Annotated in this window: 17 protein-coding genes; 8 read left to right on the forward strand and 9 right to left on the reverse strand. The window is 70.7% G+C overall.

The features are described 5' to 3' along the window. Nucleotides 1-64 precede the first annotated feature (64 nt). The 3 genes from RIF65_RS13715 (at nucleotide 65) to RIF65_RS13725 (ending at nucleotide 4,206) form a co-directional block, all read left to right on the forward strand. Nucleotides 65-2,551, forward strand: coding sequence for a glycogen/starch/alpha-glucan phosphorylase (locus tag RIF65_RS13715; protein WP_309064787.1), 2,487 nt, complete (start codon nucleotides 65-67; stop codon nucleotides 2,549-2,551). A 198-nt stretch (nucleotides 2,552-2,749) separates the two neighbouring features. Beyond that, complete coding sequence (locus tag RIF65_RS13720; protein WP_309064788.1) at nucleotides 2,750-3,589, forward strand: DUF4097 family beta strand repeat-containing protein; 840 nt, start codon at nucleotides 2,750-2,752, stop codon at nucleotides 3,587-3,589. Continuing rightward, the gene (locus RIF65_RS13725; RefSeq protein WP_309064789.1) at nucleotides 3,586-4,206 is read left to right on the forward strand and encodes a PadR family transcriptional regulator; all 621 of its coding nucleotides are present in this window, start codon (nucleotides 3,586-3,588) and stop codon (nucleotides 4,204-4,206) included. Before RIF65_RS13720 ends, RIF65_RS13725 begins: the two co-directional genes overlap by 4 nt. A gap of 126 nt (nucleotides 4,207-4,332) precedes the next feature. Here RIF65_RS13725 and RIF65_RS13730 read toward each other — a convergent pair whose 3' ends face one another. Continuing rightward, the gene (locus RIF65_RS13730) at nucleotides 4,333-4,875 is read right to left on the reverse strand and encodes a universal stress protein (RefSeq protein WP_309064790.1); all 543 of its coding nucleotides are present in this window, start codon (nucleotides 4,873-4,875) and stop codon (nucleotides 4,333-4,335) included. A 152-nt stretch (nucleotides 4,876-5,027) separates the two neighbouring features. On the opposite strand from RIF65_RS13730, the gene RIF65_RS13735 reads away from it, so the two are divergent. Then, a complete protein-coding gene (locus RIF65_RS13735) occupies nucleotides 5,028-5,216 on the forward strand; it encodes a DUF3073 domain-containing protein (protein WP_309064791.1) in 189 nt (62 codons plus the stop codon). 128 nt (nucleotides 5,217-5,344) lie between these two features. Here RIF65_RS13735 and RIF65_RS13740 read toward each other — a convergent pair whose 3' ends face one another. The 6 genes from RIF65_RS13740 to RIF65_RS13765 form a co-directional block, all read right to left on the reverse strand. Then, a complete protein-coding gene (locus RIF65_RS13740; protein ID WP_309064792.1) occupies nucleotides 5,345-6,670 on the reverse strand; it encodes an MFS transporter in 1,326 nt (441 codons plus the stop codon). 25 nt (nucleotides 6,671-6,695) lie between these two features. After that, a complete protein-coding gene (gene purF / locus RIF65_RS13745; RefSeq protein WP_309064793.1) occupies nucleotides 6,696-8,162 on the reverse strand; it encodes an amidophosphoribosyltransferase in 1,467 nt (488 codons plus the stop codon). A gap of 6 nt (nucleotides 8,163-8,168) precedes the next feature. Continuing rightward, a complete protein-coding gene (gene purM, locus RIF65_RS13750; RefSeq protein ID WP_309064794.1) occupies nucleotides 8,169-9,323 on the reverse strand; it encodes a phosphoribosylformylglycinamidine cyclo-ligase in 1,155 nt (384 codons plus the stop codon). A 108-nt stretch (nucleotides 9,324-9,431) separates the two neighbouring features. After that, nucleotides 9,432-10,010: a DUF3618 domain-containing protein gene (locus RIF65_RS13755; RefSeq protein WP_309064795.1), complete on the reverse strand. Its 579-nt coding sequence runs from the start codon at nucleotides 10,008-10,010 to the stop codon at nucleotides 9,432-9,434. After that, nucleotides 10,007-10,498 carry a phage holin family protein gene (locus RIF65_RS13760; protein ID WP_309064796.1) on the reverse strand — a complete coding sequence of 164 codons (492 nt, stop codon included), beginning with the start codon at nucleotides 10,496-10,498 and terminating at the stop codon, nucleotides 10,007-10,009. Before RIF65_RS13760 ends, RIF65_RS13755 begins: the two co-directional genes overlap by 4 nt. Then, entirely contained in the window at nucleotides 10,495-11,445 is a 951-nt protein-coding gene (locus RIF65_RS13765) for a hypothetical protein (protein WP_309064797.1), read from the reverse strand. The genes RIF65_RS13760 and RIF65_RS13765 overlap by 4 nt, the downstream gene beginning before the upstream one ends. Before the next feature lie 310 nt (nucleotides 11,446-11,755). Here RIF65_RS13765 and RIF65_RS13770 point away from each other — a divergent pair, with 310 nt between their 5' ends. Together RIF65_RS13770 and RIF65_RS13775 are read left to right on the forward strand one after the other, a co-directional pair. After that, a complete protein-coding gene (locus RIF65_RS13770; protein ID WP_309064798.1) occupies nucleotides 11,756-12,079 on the forward strand; it encodes a hypothetical protein in 324 nt (107 codons plus the stop codon). A gap of 48 nt (nucleotides 12,080-12,127) precedes the next feature. Beyond that, nucleotides 12,128-12,727 carry a zinc-binding alcohol dehydrogenase gene (locus RIF65_RS13775; protein ID WP_309064799.1) on the forward strand — a complete coding sequence of 200 codons (600 nt, stop codon included), beginning with the start codon at nucleotides 12,128-12,130 and terminating at the stop codon, nucleotides 12,725-12,727. Between the two features lie 43 nt (nucleotides 12,728-12,770). Here the strand turns inward: RIF65_RS13775 and RIF65_RS13780 are convergent, their stop codons facing one another. Together RIF65_RS13780 and RIF65_RS13785 are read right to left on the reverse strand one after the other, a co-directional pair. Beyond that, a complete protein-coding gene (locus RIF65_RS13780; protein WP_309064800.1) occupies nucleotides 12,771-13,088 on the reverse strand; it encodes a potassium transporter Trk in 318 nt (105 codons plus the stop codon). Nucleotides 13,089-13,206: 118 nt separating this feature from the next. Further along, entirely contained in the window at nucleotides 13,207-13,563 is a 357-nt protein-coding gene (locus RIF65_RS13785) for a sterol carrier family protein (protein ID WP_309064801.1), read from the reverse strand. A 37-nt stretch (nucleotides 13,564-13,600) separates the two neighbouring features. On the opposite strand from RIF65_RS13785, the gene RIF65_RS13790 reads away from it, so the two are divergent. Further along, a complete protein-coding gene (locus RIF65_RS13790; RefSeq protein WP_309064802.1) occupies nucleotides 13,601-14,281 on the forward strand; it encodes an NUDIX hydrolase in 681 nt (226 codons plus the stop codon). Nucleotides 14,282-14,436: 155 nt separating this feature from the next. After that, nucleotides 14,437-15,714: a phosphoribosylamine--glycine ligase gene (gene purD, locus RIF65_RS13795; RefSeq protein WP_309064803.1), complete on the forward strand. Its 1,278-nt coding sequence runs from the start codon at nucleotides 14,437-14,439 to the stop codon at nucleotides 15,712-15,714. The last annotated feature ends 90 nt before the right edge of the window (nucleotides 15,715-15,804 follow it).

Here is a 15,804-nt window from a genome sequence, read left to right on the forward strand (position 1 = left end):
CAAGCGGGACCTACACTCCGTCATCTGTCGACGCACGGCACTCCGTCCCGGTACGGTCGGAACCGTGTACGACGACGTCACCGCGACCCACCCGCTCGCCCTCGCACCGGTGATCACCCCCGACCGCAGCGTCGACGGGTTCATCGCCGAGTTTCTGCGGAACCTGAACTTCCGACGCGGCATCTCGCTGTCGGCATCCACCGCCAACGACCGCTACCTCGCGCTCGCCTACACGGTCCGCGACTACCTGATGCCGCGCTGGCTCGAGGATCTGCGCCGGCAGCGGCAGACCCAGTCGAAGGGCGTCTGCTACCTCTCCGCCGAGTACCTGCTCGGCCGTCAGCTCGACAACAACCTGCTCGCCTCGGAGCTCACCGAGATCGCGACCGAGGCGATGGCCGCCTGCGGCCTGGACCTCGACGAGCTGCGCGAGTGCGAGACCGAGCCCGGCCTCGGCAACGGCGGGCTGGGGCGTCTCGCCGCCTGCTTCGTCGACTCGCTCGCCACCCTGGGTGTGCCGAACGTGGGCTACGGCATCCGCTACGAGTACGGCATCTTCCGGCAGACGTTCGTCGACGGGCAGCAGGTGGAGCAGCCGGACGCCTGGCTCGATCTCGGCTCGCCGTGGGAGTTCCCACACCCAGAGCACGCCCAGACCGTGTCGTTCGGCGGACACACCGAGACCTACGACGACGGCGGCATCACCCGCACCCGGTGGGTGCCCGCGTGGAGCGTGCGTGCGATCCCGTACAACCACATGGTGCCCGGCTATCACAACGGCCGCGTGAACACCCTGCGGCTGTGGAGCGCCGTGGCGACGGATGCCTTCGATCTGCGCATCTTCAACGCCGGCGACTACGCCGAAGCGGTGCGCGCACAGACCTTCGCCGAGAACATCTCGAAGGTGCTCTATCCCGAGGACTCCACCCCGCAGGGCAAGGAGTTGCGGCTGCAGCAGCAGTACTTCTTCGTCGCGGCGTCCATCCACGACTTCCTCGACCATATGCTCGCCGACGGGTACGACCTCGAGCGGCTGCCCGATCGGGTCATCTTCCAGCTGAACGACACCCACCCGGTCATCGCCGTGCCCGAGTTCATGCGCGTGCTGGTCGACGAGAAGGGGATGGAGTGGGATGCCGCCTGGCGTGTCACCCGGCAGTGCTTCGCCTACACGTGCCACACCCTGCTACCCGAGGCGCTGGAGGTCTGGCCGGTCGAGCTGCTCGGGCGGCTGCTCCCCCGGCACCTGGAGATCATCTACCGGATCAACGCGGAGTTCCTCGACGAGGTGCGCGAACGATTCGGCGACGACGAGGAGCGGCTGCGGCGGATGTCGATCATCGCCGAGTCGCCGGAGCGGTCGGTCCGGATGGCGTATCTCGCAACCGTGGCCGGAGCGAAGGTGAACGGGGTGGCTGAGCTGCACTCGCAACTGCTGCGCGACAAGGTGCTGCCCGACTTCGCCGAGCTCGAGCCGGACAAGTTCACCAACGTCACGAACGGCGTCACCCCGCGGCGCTTCGTGCGCCTGGCGAACCCCGGACTGTCCGACCTCATCACGGCGGCGATCGGAGACGGCTGGGTCACCGACCTGGAGCGGCTCCGCGAGCTCGAACCGTTCGCCGACGACGCGGACTTCCGCGCGGCGTTCGCCACTGTGAAGGCCGAGAACAAGAACCGGATGAACGCGGTGCTGCGCGCCCGCGACGGCATCGCCGCCGGCGAAGGGCACCTGCTCGACGTCATGGTCAAGCGCCTGCACGAGTACAAGCGGCAGATGCTGAAGGTGCTGCACGTCGTGACCGCGTACGACGGAGTGGTGTCGGGGCGCGTCCCGGCATCCGCTCTGACCCCTCGGACGGTGATCTTCGGCGCCAAGGCGGCCCCCGGCTACGCGATGGCGAAGCGGGTCATCCATCTCATCAACGCGGTGGCGGCGACGCTCAACACCGACGAGCGACTGGAGGGGCGGCTGACGGTGCTGTTCCCGCCGAACTACAACGTCACGCTGGCGGAGCGGGTGATCCCGGCGGCCGACCTCTCCGAGCAGATCTCCCTCGCCGGCAAGGAGGCTTCCGGCACCGGCAACATGAAGTTCGCCCTGAACGGCGCGCTCACGATCGGCACCGACGACGGTGCGAATGTCGAGATCCGCGAGCTCGTCGGCGACGAGAACTTCTTCCTGTTCGGCATGAGCGAGCCGCAGGTCGCCGAGCTCGCCGCCCGCGGATATCGGCCGCGCGACTGCTACGAGTCCGATGAGGGTCTGCGCCGCGCCATCGACCTGATCGGGTCCGGCGCCTTCTCGGGCGGCGACGCGTCGGTGTTCGCGCCCGTGGTGTCGAACCTCCTCGACGAGGACCGCTTCATGGTGCTCGCCGACTACGGCGCGTACATCGCAGCGCAGGAGCGGGTGGATGCCGCCTACGCCGATCGGGACGCCTGGACGCACTCCGCCATCCTGAACGTGGCGCGCTGCGGGTTCTTCTCCTCCGACCGGTCGATCCGCGACTACATCGACCGCATCTGGCACACGCCGCCGCTGAGCTGAGTCGCGCGTCGTCGCCGGCGGGGTGCGCTTCGCTCGGATTTGTGGGCTTCGCTCGGGCCGAATGCACGGATGCCGTCCGCGCGAAGCGCACATCTCCGAGCCAGCGAACGGCGGGGGCCTTGACACACACGCGATATATCGTGTTACCCTCAGACCAACGCGATATATCTCGTTGTCGCGGAACAGGAGAGAACAGACATGACCGAGAAGTGGCTCATCGCCCCCGGCGAGGAACGCGTCATCGACATCGCCTCCGCGTCGCGGCTCAAGGTCGGCCTCGTCGGCGGGCAGGTCGACGTCGTGGCGCACGACGAACCCGGCATCCGCATCGAGGTGCACGGTGTCACCATCAAGGACCTCCGTGTGGAATCCGACGGCACCCAGGTCGAGATCGACCACCCCCAGATCGGCTGGGACAACTTCCTCGAGGTGTTCCGCAACTTCGGCGCCGGTGGCCCCAAGGCCGAGGTCAGCATCGCCGTGCCGCGCGGCATCGCGCTCACGCTCGGCGTGGTCAGTGCCGGGGCGCTCGTGTCCGGCATCCGCAACGACGTCAAGCTGAACACCGTCTCGGGTGACCTCATCGCCGACAACATCGTGGGCGACCTGTCGCTGAACTCCGTGTCCGGCGACGTGCAGGTGCGCGGCCTGGTGGGCTCGGTGTCGGCGAACAGCGTGTCCGGCGACGTCGCGGTGACCGGATCGCTGCGCAAGGCCACCATCGACACCGTCTCCGGATCGGTGCTGGTCGACGCGCTCGGCGACGTCAACACCATCAACCTCAACACGGTCGCGGGCACCTCCACGATCCGGCTCGACGAGTCGCTTCCTGCCAACTACGTGCTGCGCAGCATGAGCGGCAAGCTGCTGGTCGACGGCGTCGAGCGCTCCAGCGGCGGCCCCAGCAACTACAGCGGTCAGACCGGCGAGCTCGCCGGCAGCTTCGTCGACGTGCGCGCCAATTCGGTGTCCGGCGGCATCACCGTCCTGCGGCGCACCCGAGTGTCGGCCGCCGATGACGCGGAGTGGGAATCATGAGCCCCGCTGTCTTCTCGCACGGCGACCTGCGGCTTTACCTGCTCTCGCTGCTCGGCGAAGCGCCGCAGCACGGATACGGCATCATCCAGGCGCTCACCGACCGCACCGGCGGCACCTACACGCCGAGCGCCGGCACCATCTACCCCCGGCTCGCCAAGCTGGAGGAAGAGGGGCTCGTCACCAAGACGGTGGACGGCCGCACCACCATCTACTCGATCACGGATGCCGGACGCGCCGAGCTCGAGTCGCGGCAGGGCGACCTGGCGGGCATCGAGGAGGGGCTGGCCGACTCGGTGCGGCTGATCGCGAACGAGGTGCGTCAGAGCGTGCAGGAGGCGATGAAGAGTCTCCGCGCCGACCTGGCCGCCGCCGCGCGCGCGGAGAAGGCCGGGGCCTCGCCGCGGCCGTCCGCGTCCGCACCCAGCGACGAGCGGGCCACCAGCCGGGAGAACCTGCATCGCGCCGACGCGTCGATCAACGCCTTCCGGGCGCGGGTGCGCGCCGACCTGCGCACACACGTGGCGCGGGGCGGGGTGCTGCCGGAGTCGGTGGTGGCCGATCTCGAGAACGCCCTGGATGCCGCCGCGCGCGCCGTCACCCGGGCCATCACCCCGTAGCACCACCCCCTCGGACGCGAGGGAGGGGGCTCTTGCCGCAGCGAGCATCGGGAGGCGCCGCGCGAAGCACGGAGGGCTCCGCTCTGCGAGCGAAGGGAAGATCCCCCGACCGCCCGAGCGGCCGCCTCACTCCGCCCAGGGATCCTTCTGGTCGTCCGGGATCGACTCGCCCTGCGGGACCACCAGGATCGAGCGGTGCTGACGGTGCGCCAGGCGGGCGGCGACCGATCCCGTGAAGAACTCGCGGATCGACTCGCCGATCCCGCGCTTGCGGGTGCCGATCACGATCAGCTGGGCGTCGAGCTTCTCGGCGAGTTGCTTGATCGCGAGGGCCGGGTCGCCGACCAACTGGCGGGCGGTCCACGTGATCCCGGCATTCGCGAGGTGCTTCTCGGCGGTCCGCTGCACCTCCTCGAACTCGGCGGCACCGGCTTCGAGGTTCAGGTCGATGGGGGCGGAATGCATGTATCCGTCGGGGTCCTCGTACGTCACGAAACGGGTGACGTCGACGTGCACGACGACGAGGGGAACGTTCAGGAGCTTCGCGTACTTCAGTGCCTCGTCGAGGACGTGGGGCGGCTGACCGGGCTGGACACCGGCGATGACGGCCTTCTGCAGGGCCGCGTTCTGGCGGGCCTCGTCGGATGCTGCGGGCGCGGAATCTGTCATGGCGATCGTTCCCCCTCACAGGCCTCGGACGGCCGAGGCGTCTGGCGTGCGTGCTATCCTGAATGCTACTCTTACCGGCCCCGAGCCGGTGCCGTGAATATCATCGGGCCCCGCACAGCCCGCTGCTGAACTCGTAAAAGGGGGTCTCGCTCATGGGCCGTGGCCGTCAGAAGGCGAAGCACACGAAGATCGCCCGCGAACTCAAGGCATACAGTCCGTCGGTGAACTATTCGGCGCTGGAGCGCGAGCTCGCGCATCCGAAGGGCGACGAAGACCAGTACGTCGACCGCTGGGCCGACGAGTACGCCGACGAGGACGAGGACGAACTCGAACGAGCCTGATCGTCCGATGGACTGAATGACCGACGCCCCGGTGGCGAGCACACGCTCACCCCGGGCGTCGGTCTTTGGCGTGTCCGACATCTGGTCTCGACGAGGGAGGGCGCAGCCCTGCCGAGGAGCGGCACCGCTCACCACTTCCCGTGGCGGCGCTCCCACTCCTGCTCGACGGTGACCCGCCGGCCCGACATCATGCCGGCGGGGATGGCGGCGACGAGCACGACGACGATGACGATCAGCGGCAGCGTCCAGCCCTCGGCGGCGTCGTGCAGCACCCCGACGAGGAAAGGGAAGACGGCGGCCATGGTGTAACCGACGCTCTGCACGAAGCTGGACAGCAGCACCGCGCTCTCCGACGTGCGGGCGCGGATGCTGATCAGCACCAGCGACAGCGGGAAGAGCAGGCCGACCAGGCCGTAGAGCACGACCCACAGCCACACGATCGCCGGGTCCGGCGCGAACAACAGGCCGAGGATGCCGGTGCCCCCTCCGACGGTGCCGACGAGGAACAGCGGCCGCGTCGCCTGGAAGCGCACCACGAGCATGGGGACGACCATCGAGGCGGGCAGGCCGATGAACGCGAACAGCGACAGCAGCAGCCCGGCCGCCGCCGGCGTCACCCCCGACACGTCCATGACAATGGCCGGAAGCCACGCGAACGCGACGTACGCCATGGTCGCGGATGTGCCGAACGTCATGGCCAGCGCCCACGCCAGCGGGATGCGGGCCAGCCGCGCGAACCGCGAGCGGTTCGCGGGCGACGTGGCGATCGGGCCGGTGACGGAGAAGTCCGCGCCGCTCGCCGGCAGGTTCTCCGTGCCGTCGACACCGTCCGCCGACTCGGGCGGCGGAGCAGTGGCGTCCTTCGATCGGGCGAGCATGAGCAGCCACGGGACGATGCCCGCGACGGCGAACGCACCCCACATCGCCAACGAGAAGCGCCAGCCCGCGGCATCCGCCACCGGCACGGCGATCAGCGGCGGGACGAACGTCGACACCGCCATCGCGGTGGTGTACAGCGTCATCATCAGCCCGAGGCGGTCGGGGAAGTACTTCTTCACCAGCGGCGGCAGCAGGATGTTTCCCATGCCGACCCCGGCGAACACCAGCGCCGTCGCGGCCAGCAGGCCGAGAGACTCGCCCGCGACACCGCGCAGCAGCAGGCCGGCGGCGATCGCGACGAGCGCGACCACCGTCAACCGCTCCACACCGAGACGCTGCTCGAGAATAGGCGTCAGCAGTCCGAACAGCGCGAAGCACACCGGCGGCAGGGTGCCGATGATCCCCAGCACGGCGGAGGACAGCGGGAAGTCGGCGGCGATGTGGTCGATCACCGGCGACAGCGACGCCACCGCCGACCGCAGCGAGAACGCGCAGAGCAGGATGCCGAGCACGGCGAGGGCGCGTCCCCGCCACAGCGGGTCGGGGCCCTTCGACAGGCTCAGGGACCCGGTCACGGCGCGCCCAACGACCCGGGGCGCGTCACGAGGACTGCGACCTCTCCACCCACTCCAGGTACTCGTCGGTGACGGTGCCCGTGACGTACCGACCGTCGAAGCAGCTCATGTCGAGGTCGGTGAGCTCCGAGCCCTCGATGATCGCGGCCTTGAGGTCCTCAACCTCCTGGTAGACGATGCGGTCGCAGCCGAGCTCCTCGGCGATCTCGGGGATGGTGCGGCCGTGGGCGACCAGCTCGTGACGGGACGGCATGTTGATGCCGTAGACGTGCGGATGCCGCACCGGCGGCGCCGCCGAGGCGAAGATCACCGACTTGGCTCCGGCGTCGCGGGCCATCTGGATGATCTGCTTGCTGGTGGTGCCGCGCACGATGGAATCATCGATGAGCAGCACGTTCTTGCCCTTGAACTCGGCCGACATCGCGTTCAGCTTCTGCCGCACGCTCTTCTTGCGCACCGCCTGGCCCGGCATGATGAACGTCCGGCCGACGTAGCGGTTCTTGTAGAAGCCCTCGCGGTACTCGACGCCGAGCTTGCGGGCGACCTCCATCGCCGACGGACGCGACGAGTCGGGGATCGGCATGACGACGTCGATCTCCTCGAGCGGCACGTGCTTGGCGATGGTGTCGGCCAGCCGCTCGCCCATGCGCAACCGGGACTCGTAGACGGACACGCCGTTCATCACCGAGTCGGGGCGGGCAAGGTACACGTACTCGAACGCGCACGGGGTGAGCCGGGTCTGCTCGGCGCACTGCTGGGTGAACAGCTCGCCGTCGTTGGTGATGAAGACCGCCTCACCCGGGGCGACCTCGCGCACGATGTCGTAGTCGGCGTTCTCGAGCACCAGCGACTCACTGGTGACGACCCACTCGTCGTTACCACCGGCCTCCGCCGCGGGGCGGCGGCCGAGGATGAGGGGACGGATGCCGAAGGGGTCGCGGAACGCCAGCAGGCCGTATCCGGCGATGATCGCGATGACCGCGTATGCGCCCTCCACCCGCTGATGCGTGCGGGCCACCGCTTCGAAGATGCGCTCGGGGTCGAGGTCGACCGTCGACGTGGAGGTCTGCAGTTCATTGGCGAGCACGTTCAGCAGCAGTTCGGTGTCGCTGGACGAGTTCAGGTGGCGACGGTCACGCTGCGCCATGTCGGCGGTCAGCTCGCGCGTGTTCGTGAGGTTGCCGTTGTGCACCAGGATGATGCCGTAGGGCGCGTTCACGTAGAACGGCTGCATCTCCTCCTCGCTGGAGGCGGTGCCCTTCGTGGCGTACCGCACGTGCCCCAGACCGACGCTGCCGAGCAGCGAACGCATGTCGCGCGTGCGGAACGCCTCGCGCACCATGCCCGAGGCCTTCGCCATGTGCATGACGCCGTTGGGCTCCGCGGTGGCGATGCCGGTGGCATCCTGTCCGCGGTGCTGGAGCAGCAGGAGCGCGTCGTAGACGTCCTGGTTGACCGGGCCGTTGCCGACCATTCCGACGATGCCGCACATGGCTGGTTACTTCGCTCCGTCCGCGTAGGCGCCCACCAGGCGCACCGCTCCGCCGTCGACGCCCTTGGCGCCCTCTTCGAACTCCCCGGCCGGCCGCGCGCCGGTGCGCACCGTGCCGACCTGCCAGGCCGGGATGCCCTGGGCCTGGATCGCCGCGCTCACGGCATCCTTCCGCTGCTCCGCCACCACCACGAGGAAGCCGATGCCCAGGTTCCAGGTGCCCTCGGTGTCGGTCAGGGGGGTGCCGGCGATGTCGGCCAGCACCCGGAAGACAGGGCTGGGCGACCAGGTCGAGCGGTCCACCTCGGCCCAGCTGCCCTGCGGCAGCACGCGGGCGAGGTTGGCGGCGATGCCGCCGCCGGTGACATGGCTCAGCGAGTGGATGCCGTGGTCGAGCGGGGTCCCTGCACCCGGCTGGGTCCCCGAGCCCGTCGAAGGGCCCAGCAGCTCAAGCAGCGGCCCGGTGTACAGCCGGGTCGGCTCCAGCAGCGCCTCGCCCCAGGTGGTGCCGAAGTCGGCGGCCTGGTCGGCGTACGCGATGCCGGCGCCGGTGATGATGTGTCGCACGAGCGAGTAGCCGTTGGAGTGCAGGCCGCTGGAGGCCAGCGCGATGACAGCGTCGCCGTCCTGCACGCGGTCGGCGCCGAGCACGGCATCCGCTTCCACGACGCCGGTGGCGGCGCCGGCGACGTCGTAGTCGCGCGGGCCGAGCAGGCCGGGGTGCTCCGCGGTCTCGCCGCCGACGAGGGCGGTGCCGGTGGCGGCGCAGGCGTCGGCGATACCACGGACGATGTCGGCGATGCGCTCCGGGACGACCTTGCCGCACGCGATGTAGTCGGTCATGAAGAGCGGCTTCGCCCCCACCACGACGATGTCGTCGACGACCATGCCGACCAGGTCCTGCCCGATCGTGTCGTGCTTGTCGATGGCCTGCGCGATCGCCACCTTCGTCCCGACGCCGTCGGTGCTGCTGGCCAGCAGCGGACGGCGGTAGCCCAGCAGCGCGCTGGCGTCGAACAGCCCGGCGAATCCGCCGACACCGCCCAGCACCTCGGGTCCGTGCGTCGCGCGCACGGAATTCTTCATCAGTTCGACGGCGAGGTCGCCGGCAGCGGTGTCGACACCTGCTGCGGCATAGGGATTGGTGGGGGAATCGGCCACCAGACAAGCGTACCGGCCCGGCACAGACGAGGGGGACCCGCGAGCGGGGAGGGGGACGGCTCCTCCGCTCGCCGGGTCTCCCCCGGATCTGTGCGCGCTCGCGGCGGTTCAGCCCTGCTGTCGCAGGTGGTCGCGCGCGTCGGTCGCGCTGTCGGTGACGGTCTGCGCGGCATCCGTCGCGTCGCCGCGGACGTGCTCGGCCGCCTCGGTGGCACGGTCCTTCACCGCGGTCGCCGCCGCCTGGGCGGGCTCCTTGAGGTCTTCGCCGACGTCGCGCGCGACCTGCGCCGCCTCGTCGACGAGCGGCTGCGCCTTCTCCTTGACGTCCTCGGCGAGCCGCTTCTCCTTCTCGGATGCCGGGATGAGGGAGGCCGCGATGAGGCCGAGGCCGAACGCGACCAGCCCGACCGCCAGCGGGTTGCCCTCCGCCTTGGCGACGGCGCGATGCCCGGTGCCGCTGATGCCGGATGCCACATCGGAGCCGGCGTCGTGCAACTTCTCGCCGGCGTCCTCCGCGGCGCCCATCACCCGGTCGAGGAGGGAACGGAACGCCCCCTTGACCTTGTCGGTCTGCCGCTGCACGATCTTGGACGGCGTGACCTTGTCGGCGAGAGCGTCGACGTCGCGGCCGAACTCGCGCCGTGTGACCTCGATGTCCGCCCGGATGGCGTCAGGTGAATTGCTCATCGGTTCTCCTCATTTCTCTTCACCGCGTCGGGAATGCGCTTGAGCGACTCCACCGTCTGGGGCGCACCTTCGACGCTCTCGAACTGCTTGCGTCCGGTCAGGAACAGGACGAGGGCCGCCACACCCCAGATGACCGCCACGATGACGGCCGACCAGCCGAGGTCCATCACGTGGCCCAGCGCCCACCACAGGGCGAGCGACAGGAAGAAGATGGACATCATCGCCGCGTACGCCGCGCCGCCGACCATGCCGGCCCCGCGGCCCGCGCGCACCGCGGACTCCTTCACCTCGGCCTTCGCCAGCTCTAGTTCCTGGCGCATCAGGGTGGACAGGTCGCCGGCCACCTCGCTGAGCAGGTCGCCGAGCGACGTGGATTCCGCCTTCTGCTCCGACGGCGTGGGATGCGACGCCGGAGCCGCCTGCGGCGGGGTCGGCGGCGCCTGCGGCGGGGTCGGCGGCGGTGTCGGGAATGCTGCCGGGTCCGTCATGGTCGCTCCTCCCCCGGCCGGTGCTGGTGGGCGCTGTCCGTCTCGTCGAACACCGGGGTGTCGTCCGGCCGCGGCGGCACACCCGCCGCCGAGATGTCGCCCTGGATGCCGTCGGGCGCCGGCGGGGCGCCGGCGGGCGGGCCGGGGAAGTTGGACGTGGCGGTCTCGGGGAAATCGGTCGCGCCGGACTCGTACACGTCCGGCGGGGTCACCGGGCCTCCGGGAGCGGACATGATGCCCGACGGCGGCGGGGTGGCCGGCGTTCCGGACACCGGCGAGACCGTCGGCACGGTGGGCGTCGTGTCGGGGGTGGACGGCGCGGAGGCCGTGGTCGGCGGCGGCGGGGTGTAGCCGGATGCCGTCGTCGAGCCGCCCGGCGTACCCGCCGTTCCGGTGCCCGCGGTGGCCGCGGAGCCGCTGTGCTCGGCGGCGCCCTCGGTCAGCGCCCTGGCGAGGCGTCCCACCGCGAGTCCGGCGATCGCGGCCACGGCGATGAACGTGCCAGGCTTGCGGCGCGCGTACGACTTCACCTCGCGCAGCAGGCCCTCGGGGTCGCGCTGACCGAGCCAACCGGCGATCGCGTCGACCTTCTCCGACGCCTGGCGCACCAGGTCGGTGGCCACTCCGCCGCCCTGGGCGTTGGCCGCCATCGAGCCGAGTTCGTCACCGACCGACCGCAAGCCGTCGGCGACTCGCTGCTGCTGGGTGCTCGCCTGGTCACGCAGCTCCGTGCGGGTCTGCGCGTAAAGATCCTTGATCTGGGCCTTCGCCTCGTGGGCGACCGCTGCCGCCTCCGTCTTCGCCGTCTCGGCGACGTGGCCCGCCTCGTTCATGGCGGTGTCCTTCACCTGCGTCGCTTCCTGCTTAGCCGTCTCGACGGTGCCCGACGACTCGTGCGGCCCGCCGCTCGTCACGCCGGCCGTCCCTTCTCCGTACGTACCTGACATAGCCATTCCTCTCGACGCGAGACCGGCGGGCACCGGCCTCGGGTTACCGGTCTAATGGCTGCGGTCCGGTTCACCACGAGGGTTGACCGTCGGGCATCGGGGGGTTAACGTGACGCGCCCGAATCGCGCCGAACCGCCCGGCCTGATACAGTTGATGGTTGCGCAACGTTTCGCCGCTTCTCACCGGCGCAGCGCGACACCTCGGCCGGACACCGCGTGTCCCGGACGACTTCGCACAGACGCGAGTCCATCCGCCTCGGCCATCACGACTCGGCGGCAGCATGCCGCCCGCACAGCAAGAGCAAGAACCATGACCATCACCGTTTCCCCGGTGCGCGCACAGGCGCGCGCCCTGATCGCCTCCCCGGCGGCATCCGCAGAACCCGCCGCCGAACTCGCCTGGAAGCAGGCCGACCATGACGTGTTCGTCGCCACCACCGGCGAGGGCGAGTACGCCGGCTTCGTCGCGGTCGACACCACCCAGCACATCGCGCACGACCGGCACAGCCGGCGCATCGGCAGCTACCCGACCCTGGCGGCCGCCCGCGAGGCGCTCGCCGACGCCACACGGCCGCCGTCGCGCGGCCGTCGCGTCCGTCGATCGCGCCTGAGAATCCTGACGCGATCGAACTGACAGCGCAACGGGGATGACCCCGCGACCGCGGATCCATACGATGGGGCCATGGTCGACAAGCCGCAGTGGCTGATCCGCGAAGACGCCAGCACACCGGTGCTCGTCGCGCTCGCGTTGCGTCAGCTGCTCGGCATCCGCGCTCCGGAGGATCTGCCCAGCCTGCGCGGCCTCGAGACCCGATCGCCGGATGCCGCCGACGTGAGCGACGCGTTGGAGCGGCAGTGGCGGGAGTACTGGGACATGACCGTCGAGCCGCGGGCGCACCGATCGGAGGTTCCGCTCGAGCTGGTCGACGGCTTCGACACCCTTGTCGCGCTGCCGGCCACCGGCGCGGAGGAACTGCGTGACGCGTTCATTCCGCACGCGGCGACCGCCATCCGGTTCGCGGAACAGGCGCACAAACGCTACCTCGACTCGGTGAGCTCGTCGGGCGACGCATACCGCGCGTACGCGAGCGCCATCGCCGAGTTCGAGCGGGAGGTGGGGCGACGCGCGCACTCGTTCGAGTTGAACGTGCAGGTGCTGCCCTTCACGCAGCGCGGCATCTGGTGGATCGGCTCGCTGACCGTCGCGGTGACCGACGGACTGCGACGCGACGTGGTCGCGTTCGACGCGGCGGTGAAACCGGTGATCTCCGAACTGGCCTGAGCGCGGTCAGCCCTCGGCGCTGTCGGTGCTCAGGCCTCGGCGCTCAGGCCTCGGTGTCGGTGACGTGCTCGTGCCGCACACGCACGGTGCGCGCCTTCCGGCGCGCCACGCGCTCGAGGATGAGCGCGACGACGCCGCCGAGCGCGATCCCGGCCGGCACCGTCCACAGCAGCGCGAACCCGAACACCTGCGCCGGCGGGTAGACGACGTCCAGCGCCTGCGACGGCTCGTAGCTGCCGACGGCGGTGAGGATGCCGGCGACGATGACTCCGAGCACCACGCCCAGCCCCATGAACACGCCGAACCGCGGCACCGGTCGGATGGTCGCCTCGACGGTCTCGGTGGATGCTGTACGGGCCATGCCTCCATTGTCCCACGCGCCTGTGAAAGGCGGGCGGGGGTGCGGGCCCTGCGCGCAGCGGTCAGTGGGTGCGCGCCGTGCGCACAGCGGTCAGTGGGTGCGCGCCTGCGCGCAGCGGTCAGGGGCGCAGCGGCAGCAGGTCCGACAGGTCGGCACGTGTGCCGGAGGCCAGGATGCGGCCGGCGGCGACGGCATCCGCCCACTGCTCGGCACCGGTGGCGACGGCGACCCAGGTGGCGGCATCCATCTCCACCACGTTGGGCGGGGTGCCGCGGGTGTGCCGCGGCCCCTGCACCACCTGCACCGCGCCGAACGGCGGGACGCGCACCTCGACGCTGTTGCCCGGCGCCTTCTCGTCCAGCAGCTGCAGCAGGTAGCGCACCGCCGTCGCCGTGACCGGCCGGGGCGCGTCACCGGACGCGAGCGCGGACAGCGCGGCGCGGCCGTCGGCGATGTCGATCCTGCGAGCGGGCATGGCTCCAGGCTACGACCAGCGCTTAGGCTCGGCAGGGATGAGCCATCCTGCAGAGACCCTGCGCGGTGCGCGCGCCGAGCTGATCGCCGCGACCGGACGCGCGTCCGACCTGCCTTCGCGGTTCGCGCCGGTCGTCGGGGCGTCCCGTCCTGCCGCCGTGCTGATGCTGTTCGGGCGGCTGGACAGCATCCCCGCCGGGTCGGACGAGTCGACGGTGGCCGCGGATCTCGACGTGCTGCTGCAGCGGCGCTCGGCGACGCTGTCGTCGCATGCCGGGCAGGTGTCGTTCCCGGGCGGGAGGCGCGATGCGCACGATGCGGACGCCGTCGCGACCGCTCTGCGCGAGGCGGAGGAGGAGACCGGGCTGGATCCATCAGGGGTGGAGGTGCTCGGCACGCTGCCGGATCTGCCGGTGATGCCCAGCCGGTACATCGTCACGCCGGTGCTGGCGTGGTGGCGGTCGCCGTCGCGCGTCGCGGCGGTTGACCACGCCGAGACGGTCGACGTCTTCCGAGTGCCGGTGGCGCAGCTGCTCGACCCGCAGACCCGGTTCACGTCGACCGTGCGGCGGGTCGGGCGCACGTTCCGCGGTCCCGCGTTCGACGTCGACGGCACGATCGTGTGGGGGTTCACGGCCATGCTGCTGGACGGACTGTTCGACGCCGCCGGGTGGACGATCCCGTGGGACCGGTCTGTGGAGCGCCCGATCGAGCCGTGACCGCAGGCACGGTGTTCACGCAGGCCCGGTGTTCACAACTCAGGAAGAACAGGCTGCCGGCAGGCCGTTCTGGCCGGTTTCGCGTCGAATCGCCACGTCAATCCTGAGTTATGAACGCCGGTAACGTGCGTCGAGGCCGCCGGTAGGCTGGCGGCATGAAGATCCTTGTCCTCGGCTCCGGCGCGCGCGAGCACGCGATCATCCTGTCCCTACGGTCCGAGGCCGCCGATCACGAGGTCTTCGCCGCCCCTGGCAACGCCGGCATCGCGCAGGACGCCACCTTGGTCGACCTCGACCCGCTGGACGGCGCCGCCGTCGCGGCGTTCGCCAACGAGCATGCGGTCGACCTCGTGGTGATCGGCCCCGAGGCGCCGCTCGTCGCCGGCGTGGCCGACGTGCTGCGCGGGCGCGGCATCCCGGTCTTCGGGCCTGGCAGGGCCGCCGCTCAGCTGGAGGGCTCGAAGGCGTTCGCGAAGCGGATCATGGAGGCGGCCGGCGTGCCCACCGGGCGCGCCGTGCGCGCGGCATCCGTCGCCGAGGTCGAAGCCGCCTTCGACCAGCTCGGCTCCCCCCACGTCGTGAAGGCCGACGGGCTCGCCGCCGGTAAGGGCGTGATCGTGACCGCCGACCGCGCCGAGGCGTTGGCGCACGCCGAGCAGTACCTGCCCAGCGGTCCGGTGCTGGTGGAGGAGTTCCTGTCCGGCCCCGAGGTGTCGCTGTTCTTCCTCAGTGACGGCGACACTGTGCGCGCGCTCAGCCCGGCCCAGGACTTCAAGCGCGCGCTCGACGGCGACGGCGGGCCCAACACCGGGGGCATGGGCGCCTACTCGCCATTGCCCTGGCTGTCGGAGCAGTTCGGCAGCGAGCAGGAGTTCGTCGACCTGGTGACCGAGCAGATCGCCCTGCCGGTGGTGCGCGAGCTCGACGCCGAGGGCACCCCGTTCATCGGGCTGCTGTACGCCGGGCTCATCCTCACCCCGGCCGGCGTGCGAGTCATCGAGTTCAACGCGCGCTTCGGCGACCCGGAGACCCAGGTCGTGCTGCCGCGACTGCGCACTCCGCTGTCCGAGCTCCTGCTCGCGGCGGCATCCGGCACGCTCGAGGCGCAGCCGCAGCCGGAATTCTCCGATGACGTCGCGATCACAGTGGTGCTCGCGAGCGAGGGCTACCCAGAGGCGCCGCAGACCGGTCGGCTCATCGAAGGACTGGACGAGGCAGCCGCGGTCGAGGGCGTGCGCATCGTGCACGCCGCGACGGGCGCCCCCGATGCCCCGGGGGGCTCGCTCGTCGCGACCGGCGGGCGCGTGCTGAACGTCGTCGCCACCGGCACCGACTTCGCGGATGCGCGGGCTCGCGCGTACGAGGCGATCGGCCGGATCCGCCTCGACGGCGCGCACTACCGGCACGACATCGCCGCGCGCGTCGCCCGGTAGGGGCCCCTCGGGCGCTCCGCCGCGTCGACGGCGCACCTCAGTCACATGTCTGCGCCATCCTCCGGCATCCGCTGCATCGATCGATGGCGC

Source organism: Microbacterium sp., from assembly GCF_031180975.1.
Lineage (GTDB): Bacteria > Actinomycetota > Actinomycetes > Actinomycetales > Microbacteriaceae > Microbacterium.